Source organism: Bacillus sp. A01H (genome assembly GCF_045277205.1).
GTDB classification, from domain to species: domain Bacteria; phylum Bacillota; class Bacilli; order Bacillales; family Bacillaceae_G; genus Bacillus_A; species Bacillus_A paranthracis.
Genome location: NZ_CP117702.1, coordinates 4,744,326 through 4,767,175, shown reverse-complemented (window position 1 = coordinate 4,767,175; position 22,850 = coordinate 4,744,326). Strand labels below are relative to the sequence as shown.

The 22,850-nt window shown below is 37.8% G+C and carries 20 protein-coding genes; 16 read left to right on the top strand and 4 right to left on the bottom strand.

Annotation, left to right across the window (positions count from 1 at the left end):
* Window positions 1-247: 247 nt before the first annotated feature.
* The gene (locus PSR14_RS25285; protein WP_000558878.1) at window positions 248-1,519 is read right to left on the bottom strand and encodes an NAD(P)/FAD-dependent oxidoreductase; all 1,272 of its coding nucleotides are present in this window, start codon (window positions 1,517-1,519) and stop codon (window positions 248-250) included.
* Window positions 1,520-1,773: 254 nt separating this feature from the next.
* Here PSR14_RS25285 and PSR14_RS25280 point away from each other — a divergent pair, with 254 nt between their 5' ends.
* Together PSR14_RS25280 and PSR14_RS25275 are read left to right on the top strand one after the other, a co-directional pair.
* Entirely contained in the window at window positions 1,774-3,426 is a 1,653-nt protein-coding gene (locus PSR14_RS25280) for a polysaccharide biosynthesis protein (RefSeq protein ID WP_001284047.1), read from the top strand.
* A 41-nt stretch (window positions 3,427-3,467) separates the two neighbouring features.
* Window positions 3,468-4,196 carry a pseudouridine synthase gene (locus PSR14_RS25275; protein ID WP_001234931.1) on the top strand — a complete coding sequence of 243 codons (729 nt, stop codon included), beginning with the start codon at window positions 3,468-3,470 and terminating at the stop codon, window positions 4,194-4,196.
* Between the two features lie 81 nt (window positions 4,197-4,277).
* Here the strand turns inward: PSR14_RS25275 and PSR14_RS25270 are convergent, their stop codons facing one another.
* Window positions 4,278-4,499, bottom strand: coding sequence for a DeoR family transcriptional regulator (locus PSR14_RS25270; RefSeq protein ID WP_000805512.1), 222 nt, complete (start codon window positions 4,497-4,499; stop codon window positions 4,278-4,280).
* A gap of 357 nt (window positions 4,500-4,856) precedes the next feature.
* Here PSR14_RS25270 and pepV point away from each other — a divergent pair, with 357 nt between their 5' ends.
* The 4 genes from pepV (at window position 4,857) to PSR14_RS25250 (ending at window position 10,335) form a co-directional block, all read left to right on the top strand.
* A complete protein-coding gene (gene pepV / locus PSR14_RS25265; protein WP_076856609.1) occupies window positions 4,857-6,263 on the top strand; it encodes a dipeptidase PepV in 1,407 nt (468 codons plus the stop codon).
* Between the two features lie 219 nt (window positions 6,264-6,482).
* Window positions 6,483-7,028 carry an RNA 2',3'-cyclic phosphodiesterase gene (gene thpR / locus PSR14_RS25260; protein ID WP_000418993.1) on the top strand — a complete coding sequence of 182 codons (546 nt, stop codon included), beginning with the start codon at window positions 6,483-6,485 and terminating at the stop codon, window positions 7,026-7,028.
* A 138-nt stretch (window positions 7,029-7,166) separates the two neighbouring features.
* On the top strand, window positions 7,167-9,308 hold the full coding sequence (gene pulA / locus PSR14_RS25255) for a type I pullulanase (protein ID WP_098487688.1): 2,142 nt from the start codon (window positions 7,167-7,169) through the stop codon (window positions 9,306-9,308).
* A 229-nt stretch (window positions 9,309-9,537) separates the two neighbouring features.
* Window positions 9,538-10,335 carry a phosphotransferase family protein gene (locus PSR14_RS25250; protein WP_098487687.1) on the top strand — a complete coding sequence of 266 codons (798 nt, stop codon included), beginning with the start codon at window positions 9,538-9,540 and terminating at the stop codon, window positions 10,333-10,335.
* Window positions 10,336-10,338: 3 nt separating this feature from the next.
* On the opposite strand, the gene PSR14_RS25245 is transcribed toward PSR14_RS25250, so the two are convergent.
* Window positions 10,339-10,617, bottom strand: coding sequence for a YtzH-like family protein (locus PSR14_RS25245; protein WP_001122234.1), 279 nt, complete (start codon window positions 10,615-10,617; stop codon window positions 10,339-10,341).
* Window positions 10,618-10,850: 233 nt separating this feature from the next.
* On the opposite strand from PSR14_RS25245, the gene trmB reads away from it, so the two are divergent.
* Both trmB and PSR14_RS25235 read left to right on the top strand, forming a co-directional pair.
* On the top strand, window positions 10,851-11,504 hold the full coding sequence (trmB, locus tag PSR14_RS25240) for a tRNA (guanosine(46)-N7)-methyltransferase TrmB (RefSeq protein WP_001239380.1): 654 nt from the start codon (window positions 10,851-10,853) through the stop codon (window positions 11,502-11,504).
* A 70-nt stretch (window positions 11,505-11,574) separates the two neighbouring features.
* Entirely contained in the window at window positions 11,575-12,429 is an 855-nt protein-coding gene (locus tag PSR14_RS25235; protein ID WP_098487686.1) for an MBL fold metallo-hydrolase, read from the top strand.
* 236 nt (window positions 12,430-12,665) lie between these two features.
* Here the strand turns inward: PSR14_RS25235 and PSR14_RS25230 are convergent, their stop codons facing one another.
* The gene (locus PSR14_RS25230; protein WP_000118540.1) at window positions 12,666-12,977 is read right to left on the bottom strand and encodes a PepSY domain-containing protein; all 312 of its coding nucleotides are present in this window, start codon (window positions 12,975-12,977) and stop codon (window positions 12,666-12,668) included.
* A gap of 148 nt (window positions 12,978-13,125) precedes the next feature.
* On the opposite strand from PSR14_RS25230, the gene PSR14_RS25225 reads away from it, so the two are divergent.
* The 8 genes from PSR14_RS25225 (at window position 13,126) to PSR14_RS25190 (ending at window position 22,770) form a co-directional block, all read left to right on the top strand.
* A complete protein-coding gene (locus tag PSR14_RS25225; RefSeq protein WP_001031510.1) occupies window positions 13,126-14,199 on the top strand; it encodes a M42 family metallopeptidase in 1,074 nt (357 codons plus the stop codon).
* Between the two features lie 270 nt (window positions 14,200-14,469).
* Window positions 14,470-14,979, top strand: a complete 510-nt coding sequence (locus tag PSR14_RS25220) for a DUF84 family protein (RefSeq protein WP_000869929.1) — start codon at window positions 14,470-14,472, stop codon at window positions 14,977-14,979.
* An 83-nt stretch (window positions 14,980-15,062) separates the two neighbouring features.
* Entirely contained in the window at window positions 15,063-15,377 is a 315-nt protein-coding gene (locus PSR14_RS25215) for a thioredoxin family protein (RefSeq protein WP_000838188.1), read from the top strand.
* 78 nt (window positions 15,378-15,455) lie between these two features.
* Entirely contained in the window at window positions 15,456-16,268 is an 813-nt protein-coding gene (locus PSR14_RS25210; protein ID WP_000784603.1) for a DUF1444 domain-containing protein, read from the top strand.
* Window positions 16,265-16,879, top strand: coding sequence for a YtpR family tRNA-binding protein (gene ytpR, locus PSR14_RS25205; RefSeq protein WP_001006759.1), 615 nt, complete (start codon window positions 16,265-16,267; stop codon window positions 16,877-16,879). The genes PSR14_RS25210 and ytpR overlap by 4 nt, the downstream gene beginning before the upstream one ends.
* 224 nt (window positions 16,880-17,103) lie before the next feature.
* On the top strand, window positions 17,104-17,448 hold the full coding sequence (locus PSR14_RS25200; RefSeq protein WP_000813335.1) for a hypothetical protein: 345 nt from the start codon (window positions 17,104-17,106) through the stop codon (window positions 17,446-17,448).
* A gap of 221 nt (window positions 17,449-17,669) precedes the next feature.
* Window positions 17,670-21,590, top strand: a complete 3,921-nt coding sequence (locus tag PSR14_RS25195; RefSeq protein ID WP_262726818.1) for a DNA translocase FtsK — start codon at window positions 17,670-17,672, stop codon at window positions 21,588-21,590.
* Between the two features lie 61 nt (window positions 21,591-21,651).
* The gene (locus PSR14_RS25190) at window positions 21,652-22,770 is read left to right on the top strand and encodes a nicotinate phosphoribosyltransferase (protein WP_000658369.1); all 1,119 of its coding nucleotides are present in this window, start codon (window positions 21,652-21,654) and stop codon (window positions 22,768-22,770) included.
* Window positions 22,771-22,850: the final 80 nt, after the last annotated feature.

Genomic DNA, 22,850 nt, shown 5'->3' with positions numbered 1-22,850 from the left:
ATAAAATATAAAGGTACTAAGGTAAATAAAGCAACAAAAAAGCAATGGAAAGTTAAGGGGAGGGGATATTTGTCGTTTTTTGTCGGTAAGTCGATATATTTGAAAAATCGCCGATATAAGTAGCAGAATCGCTGATATATTTGGAAAATCGCCGATATAAGTAGCAGAATCGCTGATATATTTACAGAATCGCCGATATAATTTCATGTACCTATAAAAAAAGAAACAGGAATCCCTGTTTCTCAGTTTAATATTGCATTTTCGCGTTTTCTCCAGCTGTCGTTCCGGCAATTCTACCAGTAACGAGAGCAGATGTAATGTTATAGCCACCAGTATAACCGTGAATATCAAGAACTTCCCCGCAGAAATATAAGCCGTTCGTGAATTTAGAAGACATTTCTTTCGGGTTAATTTCTTTAACGGATACACCGCCGCCAGTAACGAATGCTTTTTCAATTGACTGCGTACCATTTACATTTACAGTAAATTCTTTAAAGTCTTTCACAAGTGCACGAATCTTCTCGTGAGAAACTTGTCCAGCTTGCTCGCTGCCATCAATTTCATTTTTTTCTAATAAGAATAGGAAGTAACGTTCAGGAACATAACCTTTTAACACGTTTTTAATTCCTTTTTTCGGATCTTCTTTCATTTGTTTCAGCATGCGCTGGAATAGTTGTTCACTATTTTCTTCTGGCAATGCATCGATGCTCATTTGCACTGTATTCGTTTTGAACTTTTTCAGTGCTTTTACAACGAATTGACTACAGCGAAGAGCAGCAGGACCAGATAAACCGAAGTGAGTGAAGAGCATGTCCATTTTGTGAGAAATGATAGCTTTTCCTTTCGGGTTTAATACACTTAAGTTTACGTCTCGTAAAGCGAGGCCTTGTAGTGAACGGTCTCGAATAAATGGTTCGTTTGAAAGGATTGGTACTTCTGTTGGGAATAATTCTGTAATTGTATGACCAGCTTTTTCTGCCCAAGCATATCCGTCTCCAGTAGAACCGGTTTGAGGAACTGATTTTCCGCCAACAGCGATAACGACGTGATTTGTTTCTAGCACTTCGCCAGTCTTTAGTACGACTGCTTTCGTTTGACCATTTTCATATTCAATCGTTTCAACAGGTGTATTCGTGCGGATCTTTACACCTAAATCTTTTAATCGTGTTAAAAGTGCGTCTACTACCGATTGGGCTTTATTTGAAACAGGGAACATGCGGCCATGATCCTCTTCTTTCAGTTTTACACCGAGATTTTCGAAGAATGTAATAATATCTTCATTATTAAAAATAGAAAAAGCGCTGTATAAGAAGCGGCCATTTCCTGGTATATGTTTAACGATCTCATCAAGTGGTAGACGGTTCGTTACGTTACAGCGGCCGCCACCAGAAATCGCAAGTTTACGCCCTAGTTTATTTCCTTTATCAAGAAGCAAGACGCTTGCGCCTTCTTCTGCAGCACCGATTGCAGCCATTAGCCCAGAAGGCCCGCCGCCGATGACAATAACATCATAATGCATAATATATCGACCTCATTTTCTACATTTCCTGCCTAAAAGAATAGCATGTTTTCCCTTAAAAGAAAAATAGAGTGAAGTACTGCTTAAGGAGAGAATTGTGGTACAATACAAAAGTTAGAGTTCAGCACTATCCTGCTATTTGTGGGCCATAGGACTAAAACCTTATGAGTTAGGGGAAGTCTAATAGTTCTCGAATGCTCGAATAGTTCAATTTATTATAGTTTCACTTTATGTAGATGTAGGAGGATTTTTGTATGTCCGATTCGAAATTTCTGCGCGGAACGCTTATCGTTACGTTAGGGACATTTTTAGTGAAGTTCTTAGGCATGATTTACGTCTTTCCGTTTCATGCATTAGTAGGGACAGAAGGCGGAACGCTCTATACATATGGATACATTCCATATACGATCTTTTTAAGTATTGCAACGGCAGGGGTGCCGCTTGCTGTTTCAAAATTCGTTTCCAAATATAATGCGCTTGGCGATTATAAAACGAGCCGGAGAATGTTCCGCTCGGGAATGGTTATGATGATAGTAACAGGAGTTCTTTCATTCCTAGTACTGTACATGACGGCGCCGTTGTTTGCAGAAGCAATGCTTGGTAAACAAAGTGTACACAGTAATATAGGAGAAGTTACGACGATTATTCGTCTTGTAAGTTTTGCGCTTATTGTTGTGCCGGCAGCGAGTTTAATTCGTGGTTATTTCCAAGGTCACCAATCGATGGGACCAACTACTGTTTCGCAAATTATTGAACAAATTATTCGTATCGTCTTTTTATTAGCGGGTAGTTTTATCGTTATTAAAGTACTTGGTGGTACAGTTGCAACAGCAGTTGGGGTAGCGACATTTGCTGCATTCGTTTCAGCAGTTGGAGCGCTCGGTGTACTCATTTGGTACTGGCTAAAACGTAAAAAACATTTGGATCAATATTTAATTGAACAAACTGTACCAGAATCGACAGTGAGTACTGTTCAATTATTTAAAGAATTATTTGCATATGCGATTCCTTACGTTGTAATTGGGTTAACAATTCCTTTATATCAACAAATTGATACATTGACATTTAACTCAATTATGCAAGCGATTGGCCAAGGTGATATTGCAGAGCGAGCGCTCGGTATTTTCACAATGTGGACGCATAAATTAATTATGATTCCTGTATCACTTGCGACAGCGTTTAGTTTAACGCTCGTACCAGCGATTACAAAATCATTTACTGAAAAGCAATACCGTTATTTAAAGTTACAAATTACACAAACATTCCAGGCAAATATGTTCTTAACATTGCCAGCAGTTGTCGGTATTTCATCACTTGCCTATCCGATTTATACTGCATTTTACGATTCAGATCCATTAGGTGGACAAGTATTAATGTGGTATGCACCGGTTGCGTTGTTATTTGCTTTATTTACAGTAACAGCGGCAATTCTGCAAGGTATTAACCAACAAAAGCATGCGATTATCGCACTTATAATGGGTGTTATTTTGAAATTTGTATGTAACGTAATCTTTATTCGTTATTTCGGTACAGTAGGGGCGATTCTAGCAACAGCTGTTGGTTTCTTAGCTTCTGTTTGGTACACAAATCAACAAATTAAAAAATACGCACACTATTCATTCGGTGTTGTATATAAGAGAACGTTCCAAATTGCAGTATTAACATTTGTAATGGTTGTGGTCGTAAAACTATCACAATGGATTCTATCCTTCATGATTTCGCCGGATGGCCGAGTTGGCGCTCTTATTACAGTTGCCATTTGTGCAGGTCTTGGCGGTCTCGTTTACGGATTGTTAGCAATTCGCACAGGAGTACTTGAAAGAGTATTCGGCGGAGAAGCGTTAGAGAAAATCCAGCGTAAACTTGGCAATAGATTTAAAATAAAGTTGAAATCAAAAGGGGCGTAATTACGTCCCCTTTTCTATGATAAATAAAGAAGGTGAAAAACGTGAGATTAGATAAATTATTAGCAAATATGGGATATGGAAGTAGAAAAGAAGTAAAGAAATTATTGAAAGACGGCGTTGTGAAAATTGATGGAATACCGGTGAAAGATGCAAAGGTTCATGTAAATGTAGAAGAACAAGAAGTTATGATTCACGGTGAAGTCGTGGAATATAAAGAGTTTGTCTACTTAATGATGCATAAACCACAAGGCGTTATTTCAGCTACAGAAGATGATAATCATGAAACAGTAATAGATTTATTAGAGTTAGAAGATGCGATTTTTAATCCGTTCCCAGTGGGAAGACTTGATATTGATACAGAAGGTTTCTTATTAATAACAAATGACGGGAAGTTATCACATCAATTGTTATCTCCGAAAAAGCATGTGCCGAAAAAATATTATGCACACGTTGCAGGAGTAGTAACGGAAGAGGATGTAAAAGAGTTTGCTAAAGGTGTTATTTTAGATGATGGCTATGAAACAAAGCCAGGTGCACTTACAATATTAAAAAGCGATGATATTTCTGAAATCGAGCTTGTCATTACAGAAGGAAAGTTCCATCAAGTGAAGCGTATGTTTGAAGCGGTAGGGAAAAAAGTAGTCTACTTAAAGAGAACAGAGATGGGGCCGTTAGTGTTAGATGAAGAGCTAGAACTTGGACAATACCGAGAGCTAACAGATGAAGAAGTAGAGATGTTAAAAACATATCAAGTAGATACTGAGAAATAGTGCTATTTTTAGGCGCAGAAAAGACCCCTTTCTAATGAGTTAGAAAGGGGTATGTATTTATTTACATACAATTATTTTTCGTTATGAGGTCATTCTCACTTTCTTTCCTGTTGTTGTCCACTTACCGCGGCAAGGGCTATACACGAGTTCATTAAACTGCAACACATTTAGATCACGTTGTATCGTTCGCGGTGTGATCCCGAACTCATCTACAAGGTCTTTCGTCGTTACCGTTCCGTTTTCATTGATGTACATATAAATTGATTTAATGCGTGTTAGCATACGAGTAGTTGTAGGTTTCAAGAGAAAACCACTCCTCTACTAGTTTTTTTGACCCCATTCAGGAAAGAAGGTCGTTACTACCATTGTACTCTACATGATAAAATTCATGCTTTAATCTACTTAAATTTTACAGAAATTTAACAAATATTCATATAGAAAAATATTGGTAGTTGACATTGTATATATGGTCAGTCAACTAACACATAAAATTCTACGTAAAACGCCAAATTCCTGCAAATTTTTTTGAAAAAATAAAAGAAAAACTAATAAGAAATATCTGAAATATTACAATTGTTCGGTATTTGGTTTTCGTATATGGCATAAGAGATTTCGGTTTGTTATGATGAAAGAAACAATATAGTGAAGGATGGATGCGTGATGTCAGCAATTAATTGGACAGAAGAAGTTGCAAAACGAAAAGATGATTTAATTCGTGATACACAACAATTTTTACAAATTAAAAGTGTATGGGAAGAAGAATCGGCGAAAGGGGGCGCACCATTCGGTGAAGGTGTAGAAAAAGCTTTATCTTTCATGTTACATAAAGGAGAAACGGAAGGCTTTACTTCTAAAAATTTAGAAGGGTATGCAGGTCATCTTGAAATGGGACAAGGAGAAGAATTAGTAGGTATTCTTTGTCACGTTGACGTTGTACCAGAAGGCGATGGCTGGACGACTCCTGCATATAGTGCAGATATTCGTGATGGAAAGATTTTTGCACGTGGTGCAATTGACGATAAAGGCCCAACGATGGCAGCTTATTATGCGATGAAAATTGTGAAAGAATTAGGATTACCTCTTTCAAAACGTGTTCGCATGATTTTAGGAACAGATGAGGAAAGCAATTGGAAATGTGTAGATCACTACTTTAAAAACGAAGAAATGCCAACAATCGGTTTTGCGCCAGACGCGGACTTTCCAATTATTAATGCAGAAAAAGGAATTTCTGATATACAAGTTGTGCAAAATGGTAGTGAAGAGAATAAAGGTACATATGAACTTGTTTCATTTGAGTCAGGTCGCCGTTTAAATATGGTTCCTGATTTTGCAGAAGCGGTTGTTACAGGAGAGGATGTAAGTGCACTTACATTAGCATATGAAGAGTATTTACAAACTGCTAAAAAAATAGGTGAAGCAATTGTAGAAGGTAATACAGTAACGTTGCAAATTAAAGGGGTTTCAGCTCACGGATCTACTCCTGAAAAAGGAGAAAATGCAGGTTTATTACTGGCAAACTTCTTAACGAAAGTTGCTCTTGATGGAAAAGGGGAATCGTTTGCGACATTTGTAGCAGCAACATTTATTGGTGATATTTATGGTGAAAAGGCTACTATCGCTTATAAAGATGAGGTTAGTGGTCCGTTAACAGTGAATGTTGGTCGCCTTTCTTATACGAAAGAGAATGGTGGCAATTTAGGATTAAACGTACGTTATCCAGTTACGACTAACTTTGAAGAAATGATTGCAAAGTTAAAAGAATATGTGGGTACTCATGGATTTGAAGTAGCTGATTATTCAAACTCTCGTCCGCATCACGTTGATAAAGACCACGTATTAATTCGTACGTTGCAGCGCGTATATGAAGAACAAACAGGTGAAAAAGCAGAACTATTAGCAATTGGCGGTGGTACTTACGCTCGTTCGTTAAAAGCTGGTGTTGCATTTGGCCCATTGTTCCCTGGAAAAGAAGAACTTGCGCATCAAAAAGATGAGTATATTGAAATTGAAGACTTATTAAAAGCAACAGCAATTTACGCGCAAGCAATTTATGAATTAGCGAAGTAATGGATATATAAATAATAAAAGACCGTCCCGATACATTCTTTGGGACGGTTTTCTATTACGTGTCGTTTGTTGGTAAGCAGATGTTCCTTGTCGAAATGTCGATATCATTTCATCTATTAACGCGACCTGAACTTGGTTAGACTTGTAGGGAAGTTGGATTCTTTTTAATGGAATGAGATAAGAAAGAAAAGCAACAATAGAAAGAAGGAGAAGATGTACATGGAACTGCATTATTTTGTCGCGATTACGTTACCAAATCATATAAAAGAAATGCTGTCTAACTATAAAGAGGAAATGCAAGAGGAATTACCATTTCGTTCATGGGTACATAAAGAAGACTATCATGTTACCCTTTCGTTTTTAGGTAGTGCGACAGAGGAACAATTAGAAGGAATAAAGAATGGATTACAAACACTTATACAAATGAAAGAACTATCGTTCACATTACAAGGATTTTCAACGTTTGGTATGGAAGACAGGCCGCGTATTTTTTGGGCAAAGGTAAGAGGAAATCAAGATTTGTTTCAATTGCAAAAGCGAGTACATGTTATGTGTGAAGAGAATGGATTTTCTTTAGAAACGCGCCCATATCATCCGCATATTACTGTTGCACGTAAATGGGTAGGAGAAGAAAAGTTTAATTTAGAACATATAAAGGAAGTGCCTGAAATATCATTTCAAGCGGATACGATTACTTTATACGAATCTCACGTAAAGGAGACACCGAAATATAAAGCAATTGCTGAAATAAAATTACAAAAATAGAATGTATGAAAACGTTTTTTATACAGGTGAATATACTATAAAGAATAATGTGTTACTGTATAGGGCTTCGCTGATAAGAAAAGCCTTATCATTTGCAGCTCGTTTCATTTTAACTTTAAGAATGATGGTGATTTTTTTATGTTGAAAGTAAAACGTCCATTTGATGCCTATTTAGATGAAATGAATAAAATTACAATTTTGCTCCCACATGCGTATGGAACAAGTCGGACATTTCGTTTGCAAGAAGGAAGTAACGTGAAAGATTTACCGATTGCTCATACAATTGCGCTTCCGGATGCAACGAAGTATGAGTGCTTTATAGAAGAGCCGCTAGATGTGGGGAAGTATTATACAGTACGAGATGAACGGAATGAAGAAACAGATTTACAAATAGGTGCTGTCATAAGAACAGCGATTTTCGATGAAAAGTATTATTACGAAGGTACAGATTTAGGGGCAGTACACCAAAAGGAAGCAACTACATTTAAAGTATGGGCTCCAACTGCGAGGCTTGCGAAAGTAAGAATTTATAAAAGTGATAAAGAATATACCGATCACGAAATGCACAGAGAAGAAAATGGGGTATGGGCTCATACATTACAAGGCGATTTAGCCGGAGAAAAGTATACATTTCTTGTTTGTATAAATTTAATATGGAACGAAGCTGTGGATCCTTATGCAAAATCAGTGACTGTAAATGGGAAGTACGGCGTTGTTATTGATTTGGAAAAGACGAATGTAACAAAGCGAGGGCAATTACCACCTTTACAAGCAATGACAGATGCCATATTGTATGAACTGCATATTCGTGATGCTACTATTCATCCGAATAGTGGAGTGAGTAAAAAAGGAACATATAAAGGGCTAATGGAAGAAGGAACAACAGGACAAAATGGGACGTTAACAGGTTTGTCTCATATAAAAGATTTAGGTGTTACACATGTTGAACTATTACCTTTATATTGTTTCGGTGGTGTAGATGAGGCAAACCCTTCCTCTGCGTATAATTGGGGTTACAATCCATTATATTACAACGCACCAACGGGATTTTATGCTACAAATCCTTCTGACCCGTATAACAGGATCGTAGAGTGTAAACAGCTGATTGAAACATTTCATGAGCATGGCATTAGGGTGATTATAGATGTTGTATATAATCATGTGTATGAAAGAGAGCTATCGTCATTTGAAAAGCTTGTTCCAGGATATTATTTTCGTCATGGTGAAAATGGTATGCCTTCTAATGGGACGGGAGTCGGAAATGATATAGCATCTGAACGGAAAATGATGAGGAAATTCATTGTAGAGTCTATTTTATATTGGCTTACAGAGTACAATGTTGATGGATTTCGGTTCGACTTAATGGGAATTTTAGATGTTGATACAATAAATATAATAGAAAAAGAAGTGCGAAACATAAAGCGAGATGCACTGCTATTAGGAGAAGGATGGGATCTACAAACACCACTTCCTCTAGAGGAAAAAGCAACGTTAAATAACGCAAAGAAAATGCCGCATATTGCGCAATTTAATGATCAATTTCGTGATGGGATAAAAGGGAGTACCTTTCATATAAATAAACGTGGTTTTGCATTTGGTGGGTATGTAGACTGTAATCATTTGCAGTATATTGCATCAGGAAGCCTTTTGAGTATGAAAGAAACAGGTTTGTTTCTAGAGCCTGTGCAAAGCATTAACTATGTAGAATGTCATGACAATATGACGATGTGGGATAAACTAATGCGCAGTAATGAAGAGTCGGAAGAGATTTTGAAAAAACGTCACGTGCTAGCAACTGCAATGGTGATTCTGTCGCAAGGCATCCCTTTCTTACATGCTGGGCAAGAGTTTTATCGTACGAAGCAAGGAAATGAAAATAGTTATAATGCAAATGATGAAATTAATCAATTAGATTGGGATCGAAAAGAGAAAGAAATAGAGACCGTTAACTATATAAAAGGTTTAATTGCGATTCGTAAAGAGCACGGAGCATTCCGGTTACAAAATGCAGACCTAATAAAAAAGTATATGAATTTTTTGCAAACATCTCCAGAAGTACTTGCATATCATTTAGAAAATATAGAGTCGTTTGGACCGTGGAAAGAAATTGTCGTTTTATTTAATAGCAGTTTAGAAGCGAAAACGGTGCAACTGCCGAAAGAAGAAACGTGGCATGTGCTAGTAAACGAAAAGCAAGCGAAAATAGAGCCAATTTCTTCATTTAGAGGAAAGGAACTTAGGCTCGCTCCGATTAGCACGTATATATTGACGATAATGTGACAAATCGCTACTTGACGATGAGAATGTAATAAATGTAGAATTGACAAAGGTGACGATTTTGATAAGTTGTCATTCTATGGCTGGTTTTGTAAAATAAAATAGAGAATTTTTGGCTTATGCCAAGTTTTCTTTTCATTTACAGTAAAATATATATGAATCCACAACATGTGTAGAAATGTTGCGGTTTTTCTTTTCATAACTATAAAAGATAAGGATTTGTTAACGGGTAATGAATATGGAATGGTTGGAACAATTATTAGGAAAAGAGTGGAGTCTTGTACCGGCTGGTGGAGTAACGGGCGATGCATATATTGCGCAAAACGGACAACAGAAGTTATTTTTAAAGCGGAATACATCGCCCTTTTTAGCGGTATTGTCAGCAGAAGGAATTGTTCCAAAATTACTTTGGACAAGAAGGATAACGAACGGTGATGTAATTTCTGCTCAAAAATGGCTTCCGGGACAGAAGTTAGAGCCAGAGGATATGAAACTAGAACGTGTTGCGAAACTTTTGAAGAAAATACACTCCTCTAAAGCACTTGTGCAGATGATTCAGAGACTTGGGAAGCAGCCGCTTCACGCACAAGAGTTATTACAACAACTGCAACTTGTTTTAAGAGGAGATATAAGGGATGAGGAAACAATTCAGCAAGGTCTTCAATATTTAATGGATTCATTAAAAGATATTGAATACAATGAATTCGTTGTATGCCATTGTGATGTAAACCATAACAATTGGCTATTGTCGGATGAAGATGAGTTGTTTTTAATTGATTGGGATGGAGCTGTAATTGCTGACCCAGCTCTAGACCTCGGTATGTTATTATATTGGTACATTCCGCGCCAAGAATGGAGTGAGTGGCTCGGTTACTATGATATTGAAATGGATGAATCGCTGCTTAAACGTATGAGATGGTATGTGATAGCACAAACGATTTTGTCTATTCAATGGCATACAACAAAAAAACAGCAAGCAGAAGCTGAATATTGGCATCAATATTTACAGCAACTACTTGCTTCAGAGTAATACTTAAGAAAAATTGTCCATTCCAGCAATCCACTGAGTAAGTTGTTCTTGATTATTGGAAATGTGGTTGTCCAAATTAGAGGAAGATTTACCCGATTGACTATAAGAATATACATCGTTTAGCATTGCTTTAGCGTCACTACTTATATTATCGTTTGCGAGTAACGATTGAATGAGACGCTCTAATTGCTCGCATTCAGAAACTGTCCCGCAACAATCACTTTGGTGATTGACTAAAATATCTTTCAGCACTTCTAATTGATGTTGTTGATTAATTGGCATGAACGGATCATCCTTTCGATTGTTTTTCTCTTCTTAGAAAAGTAAGAGAAAAAGCTGTTTCGTCATGGAATGTTTAATGCTGTATGTAGTTTTTATCAAAATGGTACATCTTATACTTGAAAGAAACGGACCGAGTGCTCGTACGTACTTGGTTTTTTGTTTGGTAGATTGATTAAAAACAGAAAGAAGGAATTATTCCTTTAAAATAGCTATGTAAAGAGAGGGAAACATCTATGCGTTTAAGACATAAACCATATGCAATGGATCGAATTAATGAGTATTCACATATCGTAATCGGAAACCCAGAGGAGCGCGCTGGTAACTGGAAAGAAGTATTTGGAAATGAGCAACCCATTCACATCGAAGTAGGTACAGGTCGTGGCCGCTTTATGTATGATATGGCAAAAGCCAATCCACATATTAATTATATTGGAATTGAAAAATTCACAAGTGTTGTTGTAGATGCACTGGATAAATTAATTGAAGAAGAATTACCGAACTTAAAGTTAATTAATAAAGATGCTGAAGATTTAACAGTTTTCTTTGCAAAAGGTGAGATTGATCGCGTGTATTTAAACTTCTCAGATCCATGGCCAAAGAAACGTCATACGAAGCGTCGTTTAACGTACAAAACGTTTTTACGCAATTATGAAGAAGTGTTAGTAGAAGGCGGAGAAATTCATTTCAAAACAGATAACCAAGGTTTATTTGAATATTCTCTTATGAGTATGGCGGAGTATGGTATGTTACTAACTTACTTAAGCTTAGATCTTCATAACAGCGACTTTGAAGGTAACATTATGACTGAGTACGAAGAGAAATTCTCTAGTAAAGGTCATCGCATTTACCGAGTAGAAGCAAAATATCGTACAGAGCCTATGCAGTAATGCATAGGTTTTTTTGTGTCTAAAATAATCAGAATTTTATGTTAGTATTAAAAGAAAAGGGGGATGAAAAATGGAACAGTTACAAGTTGGAGATATAAAAGTGACGTGGCTAAAAGGTGGGAACACACATTTAGACGGAGGAGCAATGTTTGGCGTTGTGCCGAAAGTACTTTGGTCACGTAAATATAAACATAATGATACAAATCATATTTATTTACGAACAGATCCGTTACTTTTACAAACGAAAGATGGCAACATGCTCATTGATTCTGGTATAGGAAATGGTAAATTGAATGAAAAGATGAAGCGGAATCAAGGTGTAACGGAAGAGTCGTCAGTTGAGAATTCTTTAGAAAAGATGGGACTAAAGCCTGAAGATATTCATTACGTTTTAATGACGCACCTTCACTTTGATCATGCATCTGGTTTAACGAAATGGGAAGGTGATCAACTTGTACCAACTTTTCCAAATGCAAAAGTTTACGTAAGTGAAACAGAGTGGAATGAAATGAGAAATCCAAATATTAGATCCCGTAATACATATTGGAAGGAAAATTGGAAGCCAATTGTAGACCAAGTTGTTACGTTTCAGCAAGAAATAGAAATTACGGATGAAATAAAAATGGCGCATACGGGCGGCCATAGTGACGGACACGCAGTGATCGCTTTAGAAAGCAAAGGGGAAACGATGCTGCATTTAGCAGACCTATTGCCGACGCACGCCCATCAAAATGTATTATGGGTCATGGCTTATGATGATTATCCGATGACATCGATTGAAAATAAGCAAAAGTGGATGAAGTATGGTGCTGAAAACGATGCTTGGTTCACTTTTTATCATGACGCGTATTATCGCGCAGTAAAGTGGAATGAGGAAGGTCATATCGTAGAAAAAATAGAACGGAAAACGGGTATAGAAGCATAAAAATGGGAGGGTGTTCCAGCAGTCTGTTGGAGCAGTCTCCTTTTTGTTGTCGTTTTTTGTCGGTAAGTCGATATATTTCAAAAAACGCCGATATAATTTGAGTTACGGTCGATATATTTCAAAAATCGCTGATATATTTGGAGTTGCAGCCGATATATTCGAAAAAACGCCGATATAATTTCAATCACTATCTGCAATTAAAAAATAAGAGGTTCACCTAATGGGAACCCTCCTGTTTATGCTGCTATAACCTCTAAAACAGTACCTGTTTTAGCATCAACTAAAAATTCAAATCGTTCTTGTATATCATTTAACATCGTTGTAAGACCGCCGCGATACACTTCATACGCGACATCATATTTTTCAAATGTCTCTGGAACCATATGTACCCAAGAGCCAGTAATTTCACCTTTATGACTTAATGCTTGTTTTACCATTTTCAATGCTTTTTCTGAAGAAATATGGGATTGTTCTTGTACTTTGTTTGCAACGAAATAACCAGCTGCGAACCCAACGCCAAGACCTGCTACTAAACCTTTCCAGCTCATATATTCACCTCAATTCTATAAAATAAAAATAGTGTACCGATAATAATTATAAAGCAAATACAGCTAAAAAAGAAGAAACTAGAAACATTTCGAAAATTTCGTTACAATAAAAGAGGTATTCTACTAAGGTTTGAAAGAAGGGGACTTCGTGAATAAAGAGACATTACAATTATTTCGCACGTTAACAGAATTACAAGGTGCATCAGGTTTCGAACATGATGTACGCCGTTTTATGAAGCAAGAATTAAGCAAATATGCAGATGAAATTGTACAAGACGGTTTAGGTAGCGTATTTGGTCTGAAAAAAGGGGACGAAACTGGCCCGCGTGTTCTTGTAGCAGGTCATATGGATGAAGTAGGTTTTATGGTTACGCAAATTACGAAAAACGGAATGCTTCGTTTTCAACCTTTAGGCGGCTGGTGGAGCCAAGTACTATTAGCTCAGCGCGTTCAAGTTATGACGAAGAATGGCCCTGTTATTGGGGTTGTTGGTTCTATCCCTCCTCATTTATTAAGTGACGCGCAACGTGCAAAACCGATGGATATAAAAAACATGTTAATTGATATAGGCGCAGATAGCTATGAAGATGCGATTGAAATTGGTGTAAAACCAGGACAACAAATCGTGCCAATCTGCCCGTTTACGCCGATGGCAAACGAAAAGAAAATTATGGCGAAAGCTTGGGACAACCGTTATGGATGTGGCCTTGCAATCGAATTACTAAAAGAATTAAAAGACGAAACATTACCAAACACATTGTACTCTGGTGCGACTGTACAAGAAGAAGTTGGTCTTCGCGGTGCTCAAACTGCTGCAAATATGATTCAACCAGATATTTTCTATGCGCTTGATGCAAGTCCAGCTAACGATGCATCTGGTGACAAAACACAGTTCGGTCAATTAGGAAAAGGTGCTCTTCTTCGTATTTATGACCGTACGATGGTAACGCATAGAGGAATGCGCGAATTCATTTTAGATACAGCAGAAACACATAACATTCCGTACCAATACTTTATTTCACAAGGTGGTACAGATGCGGGTCGTGTACATACAAGTAACTCAGGTATCCCATCAGCAGTGATTGGTGTTTGCGCACGTTACATTCATACACATGCTTCTATTTTACATGTTGATGACTATGCGGCAGCAAAAGAGTTAATTACGAAGCTTGTAAGAGCAACGGATAAAACGACGTTAGAGACAATTAAAAATAACGCGTAGAGAAGAAGGGCTGAAGAGCCTTTCTTTTTTTGGATTGAATAGATGACCCATCCATGTGTGGGAGCGGTCAGTGCCTAATTGGTGTTCGAATGGTGTATTAAGACCCTGAGTAGGAAAAGAGAGGAAGGCTGTTTTTGTGTTCGAAGACGGTAATGGTGAGGAAATCCACCTTCTTTTTTTAGGTTGAATAGATGGCCCAGTGATGTATGGTAGTGATTGATGTTTAATTTAAGTAGAACAAAATGATAAATTTTTATAGAGGTGAATGAAATGAAAGTAGTAGTTGGATCGAAGAATAAAACGAAGGTTGGAGCTGTGGAGAAGGTTTGGAAAGATGCCGAAATTACATCTCTTTCTGTTCCTTCAGGAGTAGCAGCACAACCGTTTTCAGATGAAGAGACGATGCAAGGAGCGATCAATAGAGCGAAGCGAGCGCTAGAGGAAGGGGAAGCTCAAATTGGCATTGGACTAGAGGGCGGCGTGATGAAAACGGAGTACGGTTTATTTATGTGTAATTGGGGCGCACTAGCAACAAGTGATGGTAAAACATTCGTTGCCGGCGGGGCGCGTATTACGTTACCGGATGATTTTTTAGCACCTCTTGAAGAGGGCAAGGAGTTAAGTGAAGTGATGGAAGAGTTTGTACAGAGAAAAGATATTCGTAGTCATGAAGGTGCTATCGGTATTTTTACGGATGATTATGTGGACCGTACGGAATTATTTGTACACGTTGTTAAGTTACTTGTTGGGCAATATAAGTATGATGAAAAGCAAGCATAAACCTTGCACCGTGCGCGATGTATGGTAGTATAAAGGAAAGATTATAACATGAAAAAATGCACTCGTTAGAGGAGGAAATATAGATGAAATCATTAGAAAGCATGGAGCAATTCCAAGAGTTAAAAAATGAAGAGAATGTAATCTTTATGTTCTCAGCAGAATGGTGTCCAGACTGCCGCTTCGTAGATCCATTTATGCCAGAAGTAGAAGAGAAATATAGTGATTTCTCATTTTACTATGTAGATCGTGATGAGTTTATTGATTTATGCGTAAAATTAGACGTATTTGGCATTCCGAGCTTTGTAGCGTACAATAAAGGTGAAGAAACAGGTCGCTATGTAAACAAAGATCGTAAAACACAAGAACAAATCGAAGAGTTCATTGAAGGTTTAAAATAAGGCAATTTGCCAATTGAATTGTAAAACAACCTCTACCTTCGCGGGGGAGGTTATTTTTTTGGAAGGGAGGAAAAAGAGATGAAGATGACAAGTAAAAAGATGAAAGACGAGTTAATGAAGAAATTATCTCGCCCGGAATGGGACTTTCAGTATGATAGTGAGAAAGAAGTTCTACGTATAGAACAGAAAGACTCAAAAAAAGGTATTAACGTATCGCTTCCAGGAGTTGTAGCAAAATGGGAAGTGAATAAAGAAAAGGCGATTGAAGAGGTTGCCTACTACGTACAAGAAGCGTTAATTGCGATGCATAAGGAAGAAAATAGCGCGGCGAAAATTTTACCTGTTATTCGCTCTACTTCTTTCCCGAAACAAGCAGAAGAAGGAAATCCGTTTATTATGACGGATCATACGGCGGAAACACGTATTTACTATGCGCTAGATTCGAATAAAACATATCGTCTCATTGACGAGCGTTTATTACAAAAATTAGGGCTTACAGAGCAACAAGTGCGTGAAATGGCATTATTCAACGCTCGCTCATTAGGTTATGAATTTAAACAAGACACAGTGGCAGGTAATACATTCTACTTTTTAAACACAAATGATGGGTATGATGCGACTCGTATTTTAAACGAATCATTACTACAATCGATGCGTGAAAAGATTTCTGGTGACATGGTTGTTGCTGTTCCTCACCAAGATGTATTAATTATTGCTGATATCGTCAACGAAATCGGTTATGATATTATTGCACAAATGACAATGAAATTTTTTGCCGAAGGGCATGTTCCGATTACATCACTTTCATTCGTATATGAAGATGGGGACTTTGAACCAATCTTTATTTTAGCGAAGAATCGGAAGAAGACAGATGGAAAAGAGAAAGGATGAACGAAGTGAACGTTTTTTACAACCTTGAAGGAATTGGTGACACTCTAATTGTTGCCTTACAAGATATTACTTTAGAGAACCGTACTTTTGATCGCAAAGGAGATGTTGCACGCGTATATGACCGTGAAAGTAACGAAACAGCAGGATTCAACATCTTTAATGCATCTTCTTACTTAGAAGTAAAAGAAACAGGTAACCTTACATTAACGAAAGAACTTGTAGAAAAAATTAACGAAATTTTAGCGAAGAACGGCTTTGAAGAAACAGTAGAAGCAGATCTTTCTCCGAAATTTGTTGTAGGCTATGTAGCTGAAAAAGAGAAACACCCAAATGCCGATAAGCTAAACATCTGTAAAGTAGAAATCGGTACAGAAACATTACAAATCGTATGTGGCGCACCAAACGTTGATGCAGGACAAAAAGTTGTCGTTGCAAAAATCGGCGCTGTAATGCCAAGCGGTATGTTAATCAAGCCAGCTGAGCTTCGCGGAGTTCCTTCTGCTGGAATGATTTGTTCAGCACGTGAATTAGAGCTTCCAGATGCTCCACAAGAAAAAGGTATTCTTGTATTAGAAGATAGCTTTGAAGTTGGACAAGAGTTTAAATTTTAATTGATATAAGAAAAGAGAGGTTGTCCTTTTGGATGACCTCTCTTTTCGTTTTTTTTTGTCAGTAAATCGATATCCTGTGTTGAATCGTTGATATATTGCGAGTTTTGACAGATATATTCAAAAAATCACTCATATTATAAGGATGTCACCTTTTTTCACAAAATCTATATTGTATTTTATAAATAATCTAGTTAAAATTTAGAAAAATAGAAGGGGATAGACGTATGAAACAACAACCAAAAATCGCAGAACTTCTGAAACGAATTGAAACTTCAAAACAGCAAGATATCGAGTTAGGTACTTATGAGATATATTTGTTTAGTGAAAATGAATTAGAAAAAGGACAAATTGGTTATCGATATGATAAACATAAAAATTCATTACTAAGTAAAGAACACGGAAAATGGAAAGATGAATGGATTGTTATTGGATATGAAACAGATATGGGAGACCCAGTTTTCGTGAATATCGATGATGATGCGTATCCAGTGTATACGGCAGAGCGTGGTACAGAATTGTGGCAACCCGTTCATATTGGAAATATAGATGAGATTATAAAACAATTATAAAAAACTTTGAGACCGGTGCAAAGTGTAACGGATAGTGTAGATGAGTATCGGAAGAGTAAAGCTTGAACGCATTCTTACATGTAAGAATGCGTTTTTCTATATGAAAACACTCGTAAATTAGAATATTATGGATAAATATGACATGCTTAATTTTACCTGCACTTTTTGCCGAATGCTGATACAATAAAGGATGTTACTATTTAGTAGAAAGAGTGGTAAGCATGTTAGATTGGATGAAAAAGCTGTTTAACAAAGAGGAAGAACAAACAGCGATGAATAAAGAAGTACCAAAGCAAGTTGAAAGTCAGCCGAAAATTCCTCGTGTAAACCACTACACTGAAGCAAGAGAAGCACAAATGGCAAGTAGGAATGCAGGTAAATGCCGTTTTCCATTAGTACCGGATAATGGGTTCGATGAAGAGGATGTTATAGAAACAGGGCATTTTGAAAAACCACCTGTTCAAGCTGTAACATATGAGAATCAGCCTATTCAAAGAGGAATCAAAGTGGAAAGAAGCAGACGACAGTATGTGGAGAAGGTAGTTTCTACATATGAAGAGCCGGAAATACAATATGAACCGGAGCGAGAGCCTGTCGTAAAGAAAGCATCTACACCAGCGCAAGAAAGTAACCGTAGACCATTTCGTCCAACAGAAATGATTTCGCCAATTTACGGATATAACCGTCCTTCAGTAGAGAAAAAGGAAGAAAAGCAGGAGGAAGTAAAGGAAAGAGAAGACCTTGAAATATCTGTAGAGGGCAAATCAGTCGTTGATGCATGGTTAGAGAAAAAAGGATATACACTATCTGATTTCTCAGAAGGACAAGCACCGACTTCTTCTAGTCATAGAGCTGCTAACGAGCAAGGAGAGCAACAATATGAAGAGAGTAAAAAGGAAGAAAAGTCAGTTGTTGATCAATGGCTAGAGAAAAACGGTTATGAAATCGAACGCCAAGAGCCTATAGTGGAAGAAAAAGAAGTGGTTCAAGAAATGAGTGCACCGCAGGAAGTTCCAGCGGCTGAATTACTTCATGAAACAATTGCTGAGCGCATGGAAGATGCGAAGCAAGAAAGTGATGTAGTGGACAAAAACATTCTACAAGAGGAATTAGTAGATTCTAAAGTAGAGCACGAGGATACAATATTATCAGAAGAAATTAAACGTAGTACAGAAATAGAACAACCTACTATTGAAGTAGAAAAACAAGCACCAGAAGAATCAGTGATTGTCAAAGCAGAAGAAAAACTTGAAGAAACAATTGTTGTAGAAATACCAGAAGAAGTGGAAGTAATTGCGGAAACAGAAGAGTCAGAAGAAGTAGAAGTAATTGCAGAAACAAAAGAGTCAGAAGAAGTGGAAGTAATTGCAGAAACAGAAGAGTCAGAAGAAGTAGAAGTAATTGCAGAAACAGAAGAGTCAGAAAAAGTAGAAGTAATTGCGGAAGCTGAAGAGTCAGAAGAAGTAGAAGTAATTGCGGAAACAGAAGAGCAAAAAGAAGTGGAAGTAATTGCGGAAACAGAAGCACCAGAAGAAGTGGAAGTAATTGCGGAAACAGAAGCACCAGAAGAAGTGGAAGTAATTGCGGAAACAGAAGAGCAAGAAGAAGTAGAAGCAATTGCGGAAGCGGAAGAGCGAAAAGAAGTAGAAGTAATTGCAGAAACAGAAGCACCAGAAGAAGTAGAACCTGTAGCACTTGAAGAAATGCAACAAGAAATGGTGTTAAATGAAGCAATTGAACAAAAGAATGAATTCATACATGTTGCTGAGGCTGATGAACAAACGAAAAAAGATGTTCAAAGCTTTGCGGATATTTTAATTGCAGAAGAACAGCCAGTTGCAGAAGAACAACCAGCTGCAGAGGAAGCACCGATTGCAGAAGAACAGCCAGTTGCAGAGGAAGCACCGGTCGTAGAAGAACAGCCAGTTGCAGAAGAAGCACCGGTCGTAGAAGAACAACCAGTTGCAGAAGAACAACCAGTTGCAGAAGAAGCACCGATTGTAGAAGAACAACCAGTTGCAGAAGAAGCACCGGTCGTAGAAGAACAACCAGTTGCAGAAGAAGCACCGGTCGTAGAAAAACAACCAGTTGCAGAAGAAACATCGGTCGTAGAAGAACAACCAGCTGCAGAAGAAACACCGATTGTAGAAGAACAACCAGTTGTACAAAAAGAAGAACCAAAACGTGAGAAAAAGCGTCACGTACCATTTAATGTTGTTATGTTGAAACAAGATAGAGCGCGATTAATGGAAAGACATGCGTCTAGAACGAATGCAATGCAACCTTCTATGAGTGAACGAGTAGAGAATAAGCCTGTACATCAAGTAGAAGAACAGCCACAAGTGGAAGAAAAACCAATGCAACAAGTAGTAGTGGAACCACAAGTGGAAGAAAAACCAATGCAACAAGTAGTGGTAGAACCACAAGTGGAAGAAAAACCAATGCAGCAAGTAGTGGTAGAACCACAAGTGGAAGAAAAACCAATGCAGCAAGTAGTGGTAGAACCACAAGTGGAAGAAAGACCAATGCAACAAGTAGTAGTGGAACCACAAGTGGAAGAAAAGCCAATGCAGCAAGTAGTGGAGCCACAAGTGCAGCCAGTACAACAAGTAGCGGCAGAGCAAGTACAAAAGCCAATTTCAAGTACGGAAGTAGAAGAGAAAGCATATGTTGTAAATCAAAGAGAGAATGATGTGCGCAATGTATTGCAAACGCCACCGACGTATACGATTCCATCATTAACATTACTATCGATTCCGCAGCAAGCAGCGTTAGATAATACGGAATGGTTGGAAGAACAGAAAGAATTATTAGATACAACGTTTAATAATTTCCACGTTGGCGCACATGTTATTAATGTATCGCAAGGTCCAGCAGTAACTCGTTTTGAAGTACAGCCAGACCCAGGTGTAAAAGTAAATAAAATTACAAACTTAAGTGATGATATTAAGCTAAGTTTAGCTGCGAAAGATATTCGTATTGAAGCGCCGATTCCAGGGAAGAGTGCGATTGGAATCGAAGTTCCCAATAAAGAAAGTAAGCCAGTATTTCTTCGTGAAATTTTAAGAAGTCCTGTGTTTACAAAGAGTGAATCACCGCTTACGGTTGCGCTTGGACTTGATATTTCAGGTGATCCAATTGTAACGGATATTCGAAAAATGCCACACGGACTTATTGCAGGTGCAACAGGTTCAGGTAAAAGTGTGTGTATTAACGCCATTTTAACGAGCATTTTATATAAAGCGAAACCACATGAAGTGAAGTTAATGTTAATCGATCCGAAGATGGTTGAGCTTGCACCATACAATTCTGTTCCACATCTTGTAGCACCTGTTATTACGGATGTAAAAGCAGCGACAGCTGCATTAAAATGGGCAGTTGAAGAAATGGAGCGCCGTTATGAATTATTTGCGCACGCAGGAGCTCGTGATTTAACTCGTTACAATACGATTGTAAGTGAGCGAGAAATTCCGGGAGAGACATTACCTTATATCGTTATTGTCATTGACGAGCTAGCCGATTTAATGATGGTAGCACCTGGTGATGTTGAGGAAGCGATTTGTCGTATTGCGCAAAAAGCACGTGCTTGTGGTATTCATTTATTAGTAGCGACGCAGCGTCCATCTGTAGATGTTATTACAGGTTTAATTAAGTCAAACATTCCAACGCGTATTGCGTTTACAGTATCGTCTCAAGTTGATTCGCGTACGATTATTGATATTGGGGGCGCGGAGAAATTACTTGGCCGTGGTGATATGTTATTCTTAGGGAACGGTACATCTAAGCCAGTTCGTGTACAAGGTGTATATGTATCGGATGATGAGATTGAAAAGACAGTTGATCATGTGAAAAAGCAAATGAAGCCGAATTACTTATTTAAGCAAGAGGATTTATTAGCGAAAACAGAACAGGCTGAGTCGGAAGACGAATTGTTCCTTGATGCATGTCAATTTGTTGTAGAACAAGGGGGAGCGTCCACATCTTCTGTACAGCGAAAATTCCGCATCGGTTATAATCGCGCGGCACGTCTCATTGAAGAGATGGAATCGCAAGGAATTATTTCTGAAGCAAGAGGAACGAAGCCAAGAGATGTCCTTATTTCTGAGGATGAATTTGCCGCTATGCAGGAAACAAATGTATAGTAAACGGTTTTGCTGTATACTAAGAGAAAATGTTGGATAGTAAAGTAGGGAGTAAAGCGACATGAAAGAAATTGAATTAAAATTAAAAGGTGAAATAAATAGACTAACAAATAAAACATTTAAATTTGACGAACGCGTTGGAGAAGGTTGGTTCTCTGCCGTTTACTTTTTAAAGACTAGAGAAATCATCGAAGAATTTCGCCCGAAAAGTGTTGTAACGATGCAATTTTTCCAAAAGGAAAATGCAGTTCTTTGCGGAACAGATGAAGTTATTGCATTGCTACAAACATTCGCTAAAAATCCTGAGGAACTTGAGATTAACTCTTTAAAAGATGGCGATAAAATTAGTCCATTTGAAACAGTGTTAACAATTCATGGTCCTTATGAAAATTTCGGATTTTTAGAAGGTGTTATTGATGGGATTTTAGCTCGTCGTACATCGGTTGCGACAAACGTATATAACGTTGTCCAAGCTGCGCGTAGCGTAGATAAAGAAAAACCAGTTATTTTCATGGGAGACCGTGATGATCATTATACACAACAAGCTGGTGACGGTTATGCAGCATACATCGGTGGTATGAGCGCACAAGCGACGCATGCGATGAATGAATGGTGGGGCAAAAGTGGTATGGGGACAATGCCTCACGCATTAATTCAAATGTTTAATGGTGATGTTGTGGAAGCGGCAAAAGCATATCATAAAAAATTCCCAGAAGATGAATTAGTTGTATTAATTGATTACAACAATGATGTCATTACAGATGCACTTCGCGTAGCACGTGAATTTGGATCAACATTAAAAGGTGTACGTGTAGATACGTCTCGCACGATGATTGATCAATACTTCATTCGCCACCCAGAAGTACTTGGAACATTCGATCCACGTGGTGTAAACCCATCGCTTGTATTCGCACTTCGTAAAGCACTTGATGAAGAAGGATTCCAGCATGTAGACATCGTTGTAACTGGTGGATTTGATGAGAAACGTATTCGTGAATTTGAAGCTCAAAACGTACCTGTTGATATATACGGAGTAGGAAGTAGCTTATTAAAAATGAATATTGGCTTTACTGGTGATAACGTAGAATTAAATGGAAAACCAGAGGCGAAAGCTGGTCGTAAATATCGTCCAAACCCACGTCTAGAACGTGTTCAATTAGAAAAAAGAGAAGATATGTAAGAGAGAGAAAAACTGATAGGTGATTGACCCTATCAGTTTTTCTGTTATCATAGTATAGCGGCTTCTTTTTTGCTATAATG